This window comes from Burkholderia ubonensis (assembly GCF_902833085.1).
Classification (GTDB): Bacteria; Pseudomonadota; Gammaproteobacteria; order Burkholderiales; family Burkholderiaceae; genus Burkholderia; species Burkholderia ubonensis.
In genome coordinates, this window is sequence record NZ_CADFEB010000012.1 from 179,346 (window position 1) to 193,554 (window position 14,209).

Sequence of the window (14,209 nt, forward strand, 5' to 3'; positions counted from 1 at the left end):
ACTCCTGTACTCCCCTTTCGCATGCCAACCGATTCCGTCGTCCATCAGCTTGCGATCCGCGCAGGCAACAAGCTGCGCGACGAGCACCTGCTGCTCGCGACCGCCGAATCCTGCACCGGCGGGATGATCGCCGCGGCGATCACCGACATCTCCGGCAGCAGCCAGTGGTTCGAGCGCGGCTTCGTTACTTATTCGAACCAAGCCAAGAGCGAGATGATCGGCGTGCCGCCCGAGCTGATCGACAGGCACGGCGCCGTCAGCGAGCCGGTCGCGCGCGCGATGGCCGAAGGCGCGCTGCGCAACAGCCGCGCGCAGGTGTCGCTCGCGGTGACCGGCATCGCCGGGCCCGCGGGCGGCAGCGAGAAGAAGCCGGTCGGCACCGTGTCGTTCGCGTGGAGCAACCGGCTGCATACCGACGCCGAGACGCTGGTGTTCAAGGGAGACCGCGAGCAGATCCGTACGCAGGCCGCCGTGCATGCGCTGCGCGGCCTGCTGAAGCTGCTCGAAGAGCGCGAGGGCTGACGCGCCGGCGGCCCGGTGCGGGCCGCAAGAGAGGGCCGCACCGGATGGCCCCATGATACGGGCCGCGATCGGCGGCCCGCCCCGCTCAACGATGCGCGTTGATCGCGTCGCGGGTCTTCTGCGCGGCGAGCGCCGCGGCTTCGGCGAAATCCTCGTCCTTGCTCGCATACAGGATCGCGCGCGACGAGTTGATCATCATCCCGGTGCCGTCGGCCGTGCGGCCCGCGCGGACGGTCGCCTCCACGTCGCCGCCCTGCGCGCCGATGCCCGGAATCAGGAGCGGCATGTCGCCGACGATCCCGCGCACGACTTCGATTTCGTTCGGGAACGTCGCGCCGACGACGAGGCCGAGCTGGCCGTTCTTCGCGTTCCACTTGTTCGCCGCGAGGTCGGCGACCACCTGATACAGCGGGCGGCCCGGATGGCCGGCCCCGCCCGTTTCCAGAAACTGCAGGTCCGAGCCGCCCGGGTTCGACGTGCGGCACAGCACGATCACGCCCTTGCCTTCGTGCTCGAAATACGGCTCGACCGAGTCGAAGCCCATGTACGGGTTCACCGTCACCGCATCCGCACGGTAGCGCTCGAACGCTTCGCGCGCGTATTGCTCGGCGGTGCTGCCGATGTCGCCGCGCTTCGCGTCGAGGATCACCGGCAGGCCCGGATGCTGCAGGTGGATGTGCGCGATCAGCCGCTCGAGCTGGTCTTCCGCGCGATGCGCGGCGAAGTAGGCGATCTGCGGCTTGAACGCGCTCGCGTACGGCGCGGTCGCGTCGACGATCTGCCGGCAGAATTCGAAGATCGCGTCGGGCTGGCCGTCGAACTGCACGGGGAAGCGCGACGGCTCGGGATCGAGGCCGACGCACAGCAGCGAATTGGTGCGCTGCCACGCGGCGCGCAGCGATTCGATGAAAGTAAGCGGGGAAGACATGGCGGGTACTCGCGGCTGACCGTTGGTAGACCGCCCATTTTACCTGCGTCGCCGGCGGCTTTCGCGCGCGAGCGCATCAGCGCGTGCATCGCCGCGCACGTCGCTGCGCTCGACGGTGAACGCGAAGCGCCGCGCGAGCCGCTCGCCCGGCGCGAGCAGCGTCATCCCGTGCGCGGCCGCGCCGCCCGGCAGGTTCACCGCATTGATCGGATGATCGACCGGCTCGAAGCAGAAGAAATCCTCGCCGGGCGGCGTATAGAGCACGTAGGCATCCGCATCGGCCGCGACGGTCAGCGTGAGCCCGCGGCGCGGCCAGCTCACCGTCGCATGGCCGCCCCAGCCGGTGAATGCATGGTTCACGAGCGTCGCCGGCAGCGGATACGCGACGCCGAACTGCCACGCCGGCGGCACGTTCACGTGCCGCACCGGCAGGAAGTCCGCGCCCGACAGCCACAGCCCGCCCGCCGCGGCGGCGAGCGCGGTCGCGTCGTCGCGCACCAGGAACGGATGCACGCCGAGCCCGAACGGCAGCCGCGCGCGGCCGGCGCTCTCGATCGTCAGCGCGATCGACAGCGTCGCGTCGTCGAGCATGAAGGTCTGCGTCGCACGAAACGCATAGGGCGCGCCGTCGCCGCGATCGAGCGACAGCCGCAGCGTCGTGTCGGTCGCGGCGTCGACCTGCCAGCGTGCGAGCCAGCCGTCGCCGTGGATCGGCAGCGGCTCGTCGACGCGGTTGCGCGGCACCGCGACGCGGCGGCCGTCGCATTCGAAGCGCGCGCCGCCGATCCGGTTCGAGTACGGCAGCAGCGGATAGCACGCGAGCTCGTTCGGATCGGTCGCGGCATCGGGCCGTTCGCAGCGGCGGAACACCGGCGTCAGCGCACCGTCGTCGCGCCAGTCGAAGCGCGCGATCCCGCCGCCCAGATGCGGCAGCACGTCGACCCGCAGCGCCGCGTTCGACAGCGTGACGGCCGCCGTGTGCGACGCGCCGACGCCCTGCGCGAGCGCGGCGGTCTGCGGTCCGGCGCTGACCGGATGCGCGGCGGCGGCGAGGCGCGCGCGGCGCGATTGCGGCGCCGCCGACGCGGCAAGCGAGGACGTAGCGGTCATGAGGGGCTCCTTCGTCGAAGTGTCGTCGGTTCGCGGCGCGCGGCCGCGGCTCAGGCCCAGCCGCCGTCGACGATCACGTCCTGCGCGGTGATCATCCGGCTGTCGTCGGCCGCGAGGAACAGCGCCATGCGCGCCAGATCGGCGGGCAGCAGCTCGGCGTCGAGGCACTGGCCGGCCTTGATCGCCGCGCGGCCCGCGTCGTCGAGCCACAGCCGGCGCTGCTTGTCGGTCATCACCCAGCCCGGCACCAGCGAATTGACGCGGATGCCGAACGGGCCGAGGTCGCGTGCAAGCCCGCGCGTGAGCCCCTGCACGGCCGCCTTCGCCGTCACGTACACGGGATAGCCGCCGTTCTTCAGCATCCAGCTGATCGAGCCGAGATTGATGATCGAGCCGCCGCCGAGCTGCTTCATGTCGTCGATCACCGCCTGCGCGGCGAAGAACTGGTGGCGCAGGTTCACCGCGATGCCCGCGTCGAACGATTCGGGCGTCACGTCGCCGATCTCGTGGCGGACGTCGTTCGCCGCGTTGTTGACGAGCGCCGCAATCGCGCCGGCCTGCGCGCGGATCGCGTCGATCGTGCGACGCAGCGCGCCGACGTCGGTGAGGTCGCATGCGGCGAACAGCGGCACATGGCGCGCATGCGCGAGACGCGCGGCGAGCGCCTGCCCCGCCGCGGCGTCGAGATCGACGAACGCGACGCGCGCGCCCTGCTCCGCGAAGTGCTCGACGAACGCGGCGCCGATGCCGGTCGCGCCGCCGGTGATCAGCACGGTGCGGTCGGTAAGGCTCGGGAAGCGCGCATAGTGCGCGGACGTTTCGTTATGCATGTCGGTAAGCTCCATCGGTTCAGTCGCGCCCGCCGCGATTCTTCAGCTGGTCGAGCAGCACGGCCGCCAGCAGGATCGCGCCGCGCACCAGGTATTGATAGAACGCGTCGATGTTCAGCAGGTTCATCACGTTCTCGACGGTGCCCATGATCAGCACGCCGATCACGACGCCCGAGATCGTCGCGCGCCCGCCCAGCAGCGACACGCCGCCGAGCACGCACGCGGAGATCACGTTCAGCTCGAAGCCCTGCGCGGCGTTCGGCTGGCCCGACGTGATGCGCGACGCGAGGATCACGCCCGCGAGCGCGGTCACCGCGCCCTGGATCAGGAAGATCCAGACGCGCGTGCGCTCGACGTTGATCCCCGCGAGCCGCGACGCCTCAGGGTTGCCGCCGATCGCGAGCGTGTTGCGCCCGTACACGGTCTGGTTCAGCAGCACGCCGAACACGACGAAGCACAGCAGCGTGACCCAGATCGGCAGCGACACGCCGAACAGCGTGAGGCCGCCGAGCGCGATGAAGGTGTCCGACGACACACCCACCGCCTGCCCTTTCGACACGATGAAGCCGAGCCCGCGCACGATCTCCATCGTCGCCAGCGTCGTGATCAGCGCGTTGATCCGCAGGTAGGCGATCACCGCGCCGTTCACGAAGCCGATCGCGGCGCCCGCCGCGACCGCGGCGAGGATCGCGACGAACGTGTTGTCGGTCGCGTTGAGCACCATCGCGCACAGCACGCCCGAGAACGCGACGGTCGAGCCGATCGACAGGTCGAAGTCGCGCGACGCGAGACAGAACATCATCGTGCACGCGACCATCCCGATCTGCGAGATCGACAGCGCGAGGCCGAGCATGTTGTCGATCGAGAAGAAGTGATCGACGCTCAGCGACATCGTCACGAACATCGCCGCGAAGATCGCGATCAGGCTGTAGTCGGTGAGCTGCTGCCACCATTTCTGGCGATCGGACGGCTGCGGGACCAGCGCGTCGGCCGCGGGCTTCACGGCGGCACTGGCGAGGTTTTCTCTGACTTGCATGGTGGTGTCTCCTGCTCCTGCATCGCGCGGTCCGTCGGCGGCCGCGCGGGAATCGAATGTCGTGGTGAATTCAGGCCGCCTGCGCGGCGCTCGTCTGCGGCAGCGCGAGGTTCAGCACCGCATGCTCGTTCGCCTGCGCGCGCGGCAGCTCGCCCGCGATGCGCCCTTCGCGCATCACGACGATGCGGTCGGACACGCCGAGCACTTCCGGCAGCTCCGACGACACCATCACGATCGCGCAGCCGCGCTCCGCGAGCCGGTAGATCACGTCGTAGATCTCGTGCTTCGCGCCGACGTCGATGCCCCGCGTCGGCTCGTCGAGGATCACGACCTTCAGATCGGGCTCCGCGAGCCAGCGCGACAGGATCGCCTTCTGCTGGTTGCCGCCCGACAGGAAGCGGATCTTCTGGCGGCGGCTCGGCGTCTTGATCTTCAGCCGCTGGATGAAGCGGTCGGCGGTTTCGCTCTCGGTCCTGCGGTCGATGAACAGGCCCGCGCGCAGCGAATGGCGACGGCAGCTGATGTTGATGTTCTCCGCGACCGACGCCATCGCGATGATCCCTTCCTCCTTGCGGTCCTCCGGGCACAGCACGATGCCGTGGCGGATCGCGTCGCCGGTGCGCTTCACGTCGATGCGCGCGCCGTCGAGCGCGAGCGCGCCCGCGCGCTTGCGATCGGCACCGTACACGAGCCGCATCAGCTCGCTGCGCCCCGCGCCGACGAGCCCGAAGAAGCCGACGATCTCGCCCGCGCGCACCGCGAAGCTGGCCGGCTCGCGCAGCGCGTCGCCCTCGATCCCTTCGACCGACAGGCGCACGTCGCCGAGCGCGCGCGGCGCGTAGTGATAGATGTCGGCGATCTCGCGCCCGACCATCTCCGCGACGAGGCGCTCGCGCGGCACGTCGGCGAGCGACGCGTGCGACGCGATCCTGCGGCCGTCGCGGAAGATCGTGCACGCGTCGCACAGCCGGTAGATCTCGTCCATCCGGTGCGAGATGTAGATCAGCGCGCGGCCTTCTGCGCGCAGGTCGTCGACGAGCTTGAACAGCACCTCGGTCTCGCGGTGCGACAGCGAGCTCGTCGGCTCGTCGAGCGCGATCACGCGCGCGTTGCGCAGCAGCGCCTTGCAGATCTCGACCATCTGCCGCTGCGCGATCGACAGCCGGCCGAGCTTCGCGTCCGGATCGAGATCGACGCCCATCGCGGCGAGCCGCTCGCGCACGTAGCGCTTCGCCTCGCCCTTCCTCACCCAGCCGAACGCATTCGGCAGGCGGCCGAGCAGCAGGTTCTCCGCGACCGTCAGGTCCGGCACGTACTGCAGCTCCTGGTGGATCACCGCGATGCCGGCCGCGATCGACGCGGCCGCATTCGGAAAATGCACGGGCCGGCCGTCGACCAGCACGCTGCCCGCATCGGGCTGATATTCGCCGCCGAGAATCTTCAGCAGCGTCGACTTGCCCGCGCCGTTCTCGCCCATCAGGCCGTGCACCTCGCCCGCACGCACGTCGAACGAGATGCCGTCGAGTGCGCGCACGCCGGGAAACACCTTGCCGATATTGTCAAAACGCAGTGCCGCTGACACTTCGCCTCTCCAGTTACGATCGATCGACCGTCGGCCGCCGCAGCGCGCGGCAGCCGCCCGGGACGTTTACTTCGACGCGAGCCCCATCTCGTCGCGCACCTTGCCGACGTTCTCGCGCGTCGCGAGCATGCCGGTCGTGAGCGTGAGCGGCGCCGGCGCCTTGCCCTGCGTGATCCACGCGTACATCAGCTCGGACGTTTCCTCGCCGTGGCGCTTCGGGCTGATGATCACGGTGCCGAAGAAGCCGGTCGGCTGCGGCTTCTTGAACTCGTTCAGCGCCGAGTCGGAGCCGCCGATGCCGATGCCGATCATGTCGGCCGACTTGAAGCCGCGCCCTTCGGCCGCTCGCACCGCGCCGAGCACCGCTTCGTCGTTCAGGCCGTAGGCGACCCAGTGCTTGAACTGCGGGTTCTTCGTGAGCGCGATGTTCGCGGCGTTGAACGCGTTCTCGGTATCGGTCTTCGCCTGCGGCGCGGCGATCACGTTCGCCTTCGGAAAGCCGGCGGCAACGAGCGCGTCGGTCGCGCCGCTCGTGCGGTCGTGCGCGGTCGGCAACTGCTCGTAGGTGATGTCGATCGCGCCGACCTCCTTCATGTTCCAGCCGCGCTTCTTGATCTCGGCCGCAATGCCGTCGCCGACCTGCTTGCCGATGTTGTACGCGGAGATGCCCATGTGCGGCACCGCCTCGAGCGGCTTGCCGGCGCCGTCGACGAGGCGGTCGTCGACGGTCATCATCTTCAGCCCGTGCGACTTCGCCTTCGCGACGATGCCCGGCCCGAGCTTCACGTCGGGCGTGCAGATGATGAAGCCCTGCGCCTTCTGCGCGGCGAGGTTGTCGATCGCGCTCATCACCTTCTCGCCGGACGGCGCGCCGATCTTCACGAGCGTGAAGCCCTTGTCCTTCGCGGCGAGCTCCGCGAACTTCCACTCGTCCTGGAACCACGGCTCCTCCGGCTGCTTCACGAGGAAGCCGATCTTGACCGGGTCGGCCGCGTGCGCGAGCGGGCTGCCCATCAGCACCGCGGCGGCGGCGGCGAGCGTGACGAACGATCTGCGTTTCATCTCCAGCGTCTCCTTGTCTTCAGCGATCGGAATACGGCCGCCTATTAGTGTCGACGCAGCGTGCGCGCGGCCATCGCACGCTGCGGTCTTTCGATTCGGTCCTGCAGGTTCTTTGAGTCCTTCAGTCGTGGTACAGCGCCGCGCGCCCGCCATCGACGGTGATGCAGGTCGCGTTGATGAACGGCGCTTCGTCCGACGCGAGGAACACGGCCGTCATCGCGACTTCCTCCGGCCGGCCGATCCGCTTCATCGGCTGCAGCGCGAGCGTGTCGGCCCGCGCGACGGCCGGGTCCGGCTGCGCGTCCCACCAGTCGCGCGTGAGCTGCGTCTCGACGTAGCCCGGCGCGATTGCGTTCACGCGCACGTTGCGCGCCGCGTATTCGATGCCGAGTGCGCGCGTCAGGCCCAGCACGCCGTGCTTCGCGACCGGGTACGGAAAGCAGCCCGGAATGATCCGGAACGCATGCGTCGACGCGATGTTCACGATGCTGCCGCGCCCGCGCTCCACCATGCCGGGCAACGCCGCGCGGCAGCCGTGCCACACGCCGTCGAGATCGACCGCGAAGCAGCGGCGCCAGTCGTCGTCGGTCATCGTCAGCGGATCGCAGAACACGTTGATGCCCGCGTTGTTGACGAGCGCGTCGAGCGGCCCGAGCGACGCTTCGGCCTGCGCGAGCGCGTCGCTCACCGAGTCCTGGCGCGTGACGTCCGCGTAGAGCGGCAGCACGCGCGCACCGTCGATCTCCCGCGCGATCGCGTCCGCGGTCGTGCAAGCCTGCGGCAGATCGACGTCGACGAGCGCGACCGCCGCGCCTTCGCGTGCGAACGCGTGCGCGATCGCCGCGCCGATGCCGCGCCCTGCGCCCGTCACCATCGCGACCTTGCCCGCGAGGCGGCCCATCATGCGGCTCCGCCGCGCGCCGCGCGCAGCCCGGCCTGGAACGCGCGCGCGTGGGCCGCGGTCGCGTCGGCGGACTGGCCGGGCCGGTACAGCGCGGAGCCGAGCCCGAAGCCGTTCGCGCCGGCGGCGAGGAACGGCTGCATGTTGTCGGGCGTGACGCCGCCGACCGGCACCAGCGGCACCGTGTGATCGATCACTGCGCGCCACGCCTTCACGACCGTCAGGCCAAGCTGCTCGGCCGGGAACATCTTCAGCACGTCCGCGCCGTTCGCGAGCGCGGCGAACGCCTCGGTCGGCGTCGCGACGCCGGGCGCGCTCGCGAGGCCCAGCTCGCGCGCGCGGCGGATCACCGCGCCGTCGCTGTGCGGCATCACGATCAGCGCGCCGCCCGCGTCCCGCACGCGGTCGACATACTCGGCCCGCAGCACGGTGCCCGCGCCGACGATCGCGTCGTCGGGCAGTGCGCGGCGCAGCGCCGTGATGCTGTCGAACGGCTCGGGCGAGTTGAGCGGCACTTCGACGATCCGGAAGCCCGCTTCATAGAGCGCGCGGCCGTGCGCCGCCGCGTCGTCGGGCGCGATGCCGCGCAGGATCGCGATCAGCGGGCACGCGGCGAACGCCTGCATCAGCGCGGGATGCGGCGCATACGGCGCGGGCAGCGTGAGTTCGGACGACATGGATGGCTTTCCTCCGCAATCGGTTCGTTTCATAGATCGGCGCAGACCGGCGCGCCGTCCGCGCGCACGAGCCCGGCGCGCGACGCGATCCGCCACAGCCCGCGCTCGGTCGCATTGGCGACGACCCGCGCATGCGGGCAACCGAACGCGTGCAGCGCGGCCGAGTAGCGCGCGCACAGCGCGTCGTCGCCGATCAGCAGCAGCGGCTGGTTCGCGAGCGCGACGCCTCGCTCCGCGAGCATCGCGTCGAGCGCATTCAGCTCGTGGCCGATCAGCAGGCCGGACAGGTAGTCGCCCTGCGCTTGCGGCGCGAGACGGCCGGTCAGGCCCAGCGTGCGCGTGCTGAAAATCGTCGCGAGCAGGCCGGCCCGCTGCGCGCCGCGCGCGACCGACACGCCGCGCAGGAACGCCGCGCGATCGGGTTCATCGGGCGAGCGCATCGTGCGGCCGAGGATCGTGTGATCGCGCAGCGCGCCGAACAGCTCGCCCGTCATGAAGGTCTGGAAACGCTCGACGAGCCCGCGCTTCACCCACGCCCATTTCGCATGCGTGCCCGGCAGCCCGATCAGTAGACCTGAATGATCCGCTCCAATTGAAGACGCTTCATCGAGCGCGCCGACGATCTGCGTTTCTTCGCCGCGCATCACGTCGGGCAACTCGCCCGTCGCGATCACGCCCGGCACGATCGACACCGTCGCGCCGCGCGCGCTTTCGAGCGTGACGATGCCGGCGACCAGCGCGTCGACGCCGGCCGGCGCTTCGACGTAAGGCGTTTCGCGCCAGCCCTGCGCGCTGCCGACCATGCCGGCGGCGAGCACCGGCACGCCGGGCGCGCGGTCGAGCCAGTCGCCGCATGCGTCCTCGAACGCGGCGTCGAACGCGCGCGCGCCGCCGGCCGGCACGTGCATCACGCCCGCCGCGCGGCTGCGTGTCGCGAGCAGCGCGCCGTGCGCGTCGTACAGGTACGCGCGCAGCGACGTCGTGCCCCAGTCGAGCGCGATCAGCGCCGGGGCGGTGGTGAAGGTGTCCGGAGCGATCCGGGTCTGGTTTGTCATCGTTTGATCCTGCGGGTACCCTGCGGCGGGCTCCAGCCCAGTTCCGCGGAAATGGCTCGCGCTTCGCGCTGCACGAGCGGAATCAGCTCGTCCATCCGGTCGTGCGGCATGTACGGAATCGTGCTCGCCACCGACACCGCCGCGACGATCGCGCCGGACGCGTCGCGGATCGGCGCGGCGACGCAGCGGATCGACGCTTCGTTTTCCTCGAGATCGAACGTGTAGCCGCCCGCCGCATAATGCGCCATGCGCTGCAGGAACGCGCTCGCGTCGGGGCGCCGGTCCGGCTTGAAGTTCACGCCGGCGAGCGCGCGCCGCGCGGCTTCGAACAGCGTGCGCCACGTGTCGGGCTCGAGGTCGAGCATCATCGCCTTGCCGATGCCGGTCGACGCGAGCGGCATCCGGTGGCCGACGCGCGAGCGCATCTCGAGCCCGCGCGTGCCGGGAATCTTGTCGATGTAGAGCACGTCGTCGCCGTCGCGCACGCCGAGGTGGATCGTGTCGAGCGTCGCTTCGGCGAGCGCCTCCAGGTGCGGCCGCGCGACCGCGGTCAGCGGCATCTGCTCGAGCGCGATCGTGCCGAGCTCGATCAGCTTCGGGCCGAGCAGGTAGCCGCCCTGCACCTGGCGCAGGTAGCGCGCCTGCACGAGGCTGCTGACGAGGCGGTGCGTGGTGCTGCGCGTCGTGCCGAGCGCCGCGCCGATCGCGCGCATGTCGCGCGCGCCGTTCGCGATCGCCTCGAGGATCGCGAGGCCGCGCAGCAGCGTCTGCGTGCCGGCCTGCTGCGCCGCGAGATCGAGCGGCGTGCTGGTCGCGCCGATGCTGTCGGTGAGGGGCGGCGCGCCGTCCGGTGCCGGACGGCGGACGTCGAGGGCAAAAGATGCGGGCATGTTGGTCATGAGCGGGCTGTCTTCAACGGAATCGGTCATGCCGCGGCGCGCGCGCCGGACCGTGATCCGGCGCCGCGGCGAAGCGGCGGTCGATGCACCGAGTAAAGCGCCCGGCGTACGTCATGGAAAGTGTCTCCGTGTGCGTCGGGCACCGCGCGATGCGGAAGTCCGAAGCTTGTCGATGTGCTTCGGATTGTAGGAGTGCGCGCATTCAGCTCCAATATTTGAATGCGTTGTCCAGATAATGAGATATTGCGGCGCGTGTGCACGATGCAATACGGGGGCGGAACCCGCATTCGCCGCAGGTTCCGCCCCCGTTTGTCGTGCCGTGGCGCGCTTACTGTTGGTTCGCGTCGCGCGTCTGCATGTAGCGCTGCACGTCGCTGAACGACACGCGCCCGCTGCCGGTCGCGTCGATCTGCCGGAAGTGGTTCGCGACGTAGCCGAGTCCGGCCGCGCGCGCCTGCGCCTCGGTCACCGAGCCGGTGTTCTGCGTGTCGGCCGCGCGGAACTGCCGGGCGAGCTTGGCCACCACCTGCGCGTGCAGCGCGGCGCCGGTCGTCTGCGTGCCCGCGGTCGGCTTGCGCGCGGCGGGCGGCACGTACGGATCGCCGAGCTGCGCCTGGCGGGATCGCACCGGTGCGGCGGCGTCGCTCGCCTGCGCGAGCGCGGACAACGAGGTGGCGAGACTGCCGCAGGCGAGCGCTGCGGCGATGACGATAAATCGCTTCTTCATGTCAGGCTCCAGTCTGGAATGAGGTCGTCGACGGCCGGCGGCCCGCGCCGTGGCGCGCGCCGCCGGTCCGCGCATCGGATCAATGCGCGATCGCGTTGTAGAAGGTCACGAGATCGGCCTTCTCCTGCGGACGCGACGTATCGTCGAGATAGACCATGTGTCCACCCTGATAGTCCTTGATCGTCAGGTTCGGCTGCGACCCGAGCCGCGCAAGATCGAGCTCCGTCTGGTAGAACGGCGTCGCGATGTCGTGATACCCGTTCAGCGACAGCACCTTCAGCGCCGGGTTCAGCGTCAGCGCCGCGGCGAGATCGGGGATCGTGTCGGGCATCGCGAGGCCGTCGTGGCTCCAGTCCCACGTCTGGATCGCATTGCTGCTTACAGAATAGGCCGATTGCGCCGTGTACTTCAGCTCGTTCGGCAGATAGCGGCCGATCGTGTCGGTGAACGGCTTCGTGATGAACGTGCTCGACGGATCGCCTTCCGACGCGAGCGGGCTCGACACCGGCACGTTCACGCGCGCGTCGTAGCGGCCGATCAGCGTGCCCGGGATCAGCGACAGCTGGTAGCTGTTGTCGTAGTAGGTCGGGATCACGTTGAAGTCGGCGCGCCACATCGGCGCCTTCGCGCCGGTCGCATTCGCCATCGTCGTGACGAGGCTGCCCGGCGGCGCGGTATGGCTCGCGAGGTAGGCGTTCACCGCCGGCACGTAGGAGCCCGCCGTCAGCAGGCGCATCTGGTCCGCATACTGCGGCATGCTGGACGGGTTCGGATTGTCGAGCTGGTAGTACGCGCCGACCTGGCCATAGCTCGGCACGTAGCCCGCGCAGCTCACCGGGCTCGCGCCGTTGTTCGAGCTGCCGACGTTGTTGCTCGCCATGTCGCAGTTGCTGTTGTAGTCGAGAATCGACGACTGCAGCACGATGCCCGTGAGATTCACGCCGGCGGTCTCGAGCAGGTTCGCGAGCACGTCGGTGCGCGGCGTTCCGTACGATTCGCCGAACAGGTATTTCGGCGAGCCGTTGCGCTGGTTCACGGCCAGGTAGCGGGTCACGAAGTCGCGGAACGCGCCCGCGTCTTCGTCGACGCCCCAGAACGACTGGTTCGTGTTCGGCGCGATCGCCTCCGAGAAGCCGGTGCCGATCGCGTCGACGAACACGAGGTCGGACGTGTCGAGCAGGCTTTCCGCATTGTCGACGAACGGGAACGACGACGTGTTCGCGTTCGGGTCGCCGGTCTGGACGCGCCGCGGGCCGAACGAGCCGAGATGCAGCCACACCGACGCGGAACCCGGCCCGCCGTTATAGAAGAACGTGACCGGCCGCTGCGCCGCCGGCTGGTTGTCGGCCGTATACGCGACGTAGAAGAACGACGCCTCGGGCGCGCCCGTCTGCGGATTGCGCGCGGTCAGGTGGCCGGTCGTGGCGGTGTAGCGGATCGTCTTGCCGTTCAGCGTGATCTGGTGATGCGTGACGGCGGCGCGTTCGAGCGCGGCCGACGCAGTGATCGACGCGCCCGGGTCCGACGAATAGCGGTTGGGATCGTTGTACGGCTTGTCCGCCGTTGAAGAGGCATCGGCTGAACTGTCGGCGCTTGCGGAGCTGGAGGCCGACGTCACGTCGTCTCCATTGCACGCCGCCAGGATCAGCGAAGAGAGAACTGCACCCAATAACAACTTCGCTTTGCTCGCTGGCATCGTTGTTTTCCTTCTCTCGAATATTGTTGTGTCGAGCGGTCGGATAGGCCGCCCCCTGCCTCGAAGGCACGGCCGATAGGCCGAGGCGCAGGCCAATATACGTGAGCCGGTCCGCTTTGAAAAATTTGGAAATATTCGAAGGATATTCGATGCAGTGCGGAGCTTTCAGAAATGATTCGAGTTCCGAAACGTTGCATTTCGCGTGGCTTTCAACAAGCTGCGCGTTCATTCGAATTTACTGACAACTGCCGGGTTTTCGTTGTGTCTGCAACCAAACAGGGCCCGAACACGGGCATTGGTCAGCAAACTGAAATAGAGGAATTCGTCTAGATAATGCGTGCGCAATGCATGACGTCGCGCATGCATTGCAGCGCAAAAATGAGGCAGGAACCGCTGAACGGCCGATCGGGCAGATCGAGCCAAACGCGCGCGCGCGGCGCGCTCACTCCGACTGCGGCAGCGCGGCCGCGCCCATGCGCCGGGCGATGACGGCCGCGCGCTGCGCCTGGTAGGCGGTGCCGCGATGCGCGTCGAAATAGCGCGGCTTCGGCAGCATCACCGCGAGCCGCGCGGATTGCCACGCGCCGAGCCGGCTGGCCGGAATCCGGTAGTAATAGCGCGCGGCCGCCTCGGCGCCGTACACGCCCCGCCCCCATTCGACGGAATTCAGATAGATCTCGAAGATCCGCTCCTTGTCGAGCAGAGTCTCGAGCATCCACGTGATGATGAGCTCCTGCCCTTTGCGGATGTAGCTCTTCTCGCGCGACAGGAACAGGTTGCGCGCGAGCTGCTGCGTGATCGTCGAGCCGCCGGCGACGATCCGGCCCCGCGCCTTGTTCTTCTCCCACGCCTGCAGGATCGCGTCGGCGTCGTAGCCGTTGTTGGTCGCGAAGGTCGCGTCCTCCGACGCGATGAGCGCGCGCTTCAGGTTGCGCGAGATCTGGTCGTACGGCACCCATTGATGCTGGATCGACGCGGGAGGATTGTCGCGCGACAGCCACCACGCATCGGTGCGCATGAATGCGGTCGAGCCCGGGTTCACGACCGACCAGATCGCGATCTGCGCGAAATAGTAGAGCTGCGTCGCGAGCCACGCGCCCGCGAACACCGAGCCCGCGTAGACGAGCCAGCGCGCCGGGCCGACCGCCCGCTCGCGCCGCTGCGCACCGCTGACCGCGACCACC

Annotated in this window: 14 protein-coding genes; 1 reads left to right on the forward strand and 13 read right to left on the reverse strand. The window is 69.3% G+C overall.

The window, feature by feature from the left end:
- Nucleotides 1-21: 21 nt before the first annotated feature.
- Nucleotides 22-522, forward strand: coding sequence for a CinA family protein (locus HWX31_RS30945; RefSeq protein WP_059617126.1), 501 nt, complete (start codon nt 22-24; stop codon nt 520-522).
- An 85-nt stretch (nt 523-607) separates the two neighbouring features.
- On the opposite strand, the gene pyrF is transcribed toward HWX31_RS30945, so the two are convergent.
- The 13 genes from pyrF to mtgA all read right to left on the reverse strand — a co-directional run bounded on the left by pyrF (nt 608) and on the right by mtgA (nt 14,208).
- Nucleotides 608-1,450 (reverse strand): orotidine-5'-phosphate decarboxylase, encoded by an 843-nt coding sequence (gene pyrF, locus HWX31_RS30950; RefSeq protein ID WP_174965116.1) that lies wholly within the window; start codon nt 1,448-1,450, stop codon nt 608-610.
- Nucleotides 1,451-1,489: 39 nt separating this feature from the next.
- Nucleotides 1,490-2,560, reverse strand: coding sequence for an aldose 1-epimerase (locus tag HWX31_RS30955; RefSeq protein WP_174965117.1), 1,071 nt, complete (start codon nt 2,558-2,560; stop codon nt 1,490-1,492).
- A 50-nt stretch (nt 2,561-2,610) separates the two neighbouring features.
- The gene (locus tag HWX31_RS30960; RefSeq protein WP_174965118.1) at nt 2,611-3,390 is read right to left on the reverse strand and encodes an SDR family NAD(P)-dependent oxidoreductase; all 780 of its coding nucleotides are present in this window, start codon (nt 3,388-3,390) and stop codon (nt 2,611-2,613) included.
- Between the two features lie 19 nt (nt 3,391-3,409).
- On the reverse strand, nt 3,410-4,426 hold the full coding sequence (araH, locus tag HWX31_RS30965; protein ID WP_174965119.1) for an L-arabinose ABC transporter permease AraH: 1,017 nt from the start codon (nt 4,424-4,426) through the stop codon (nt 3,410-3,412).
- Nucleotides 4,427-4,496: 70 nt separating this feature from the next.
- Nucleotides 4,497-6,008, reverse strand: a complete 1,512-nt coding sequence (araG, locus tag HWX31_RS30970) for an L-arabinose ABC transporter ATP-binding protein AraG (protein WP_174965120.1) — start codon at nt 6,006-6,008, stop codon at nt 4,497-4,499.
- Between the two features lie 66 nt (nt 6,009-6,074).
- Nucleotides 6,075-7,070 carry an arabinose ABC transporter substrate-binding protein gene (locus tag HWX31_RS30975; RefSeq protein WP_174965121.1) on the reverse strand — a complete coding sequence of 332 codons (996 nt, stop codon included), beginning with the start codon at nt 7,068-7,070 and terminating at the stop codon, nt 6,075-6,077.
- Between the two features lie 121 nt (nt 7,071-7,191).
- A complete protein-coding gene (locus tag HWX31_RS30980) occupies nt 7,192-7,971 on the reverse strand; it encodes an SDR family oxidoreductase (protein WP_174965143.1) in 780 nt (259 codons plus the stop codon).
- Nucleotides 7,971-8,648, reverse strand: coding sequence for a 2-dehydro-3-deoxy-6-phosphogalactonate aldolase (locus HWX31_RS30985; protein ID WP_174965122.1), 678 nt, complete (start codon nt 8,646-8,648; stop codon nt 7,971-7,973). The genes HWX31_RS30980 and HWX31_RS30985 overlap by 1 nt, the downstream gene beginning before the upstream one ends.
- Nucleotides 8,649-8,677: 29 nt before the next feature.
- Nucleotides 8,678-9,703, reverse strand: coding sequence for a 2-dehydro-3-deoxygalactonokinase (locus HWX31_RS30990; protein ID WP_174965123.1), 1,026 nt, complete (start codon nt 9,701-9,703; stop codon nt 8,678-8,680).
- The gene (locus tag HWX31_RS30995) at nt 9,700-10,602 is read right to left on the reverse strand and encodes an IclR family transcriptional regulator (RefSeq protein ID WP_059672948.1); all 903 of its coding nucleotides are present in this window, start codon (nt 10,600-10,602) and stop codon (nt 9,700-9,702) included. Before HWX31_RS30995 ends, HWX31_RS30990 begins: the two co-directional genes overlap by 4 nt.
- 328 nt (nt 10,603-10,930) lie before the next feature.
- A complete protein-coding gene (locus tag HWX31_RS31000) occupies nt 10,931-11,329 on the reverse strand; it encodes an EF-hand domain-containing protein (protein WP_174965124.1) in 399 nt (132 codons plus the stop codon).
- A gap of 79 nt (nt 11,330-11,408) precedes the next feature.
- Complete coding sequence (locus tag HWX31_RS31005) at nt 11,409-13,025, reverse strand: S10 family peptidase (protein WP_174965125.1); 1,617 nt, start codon at nt 13,023-13,025, stop codon at nt 11,409-11,411.
- Between the two features lie 442 nt (nt 13,026-13,467).
- Nucleotides 13,468-14,208, reverse strand: coding sequence for a monofunctional biosynthetic peptidoglycan transglycosylase (gene mtgA, locus HWX31_RS31010; RefSeq protein ID WP_059932181.1), 741 nt, complete (start codon nt 14,206-14,208; stop codon nt 13,468-13,470).
- Between the last annotated feature and the right edge of the window lies 1 nt (nt 14,209).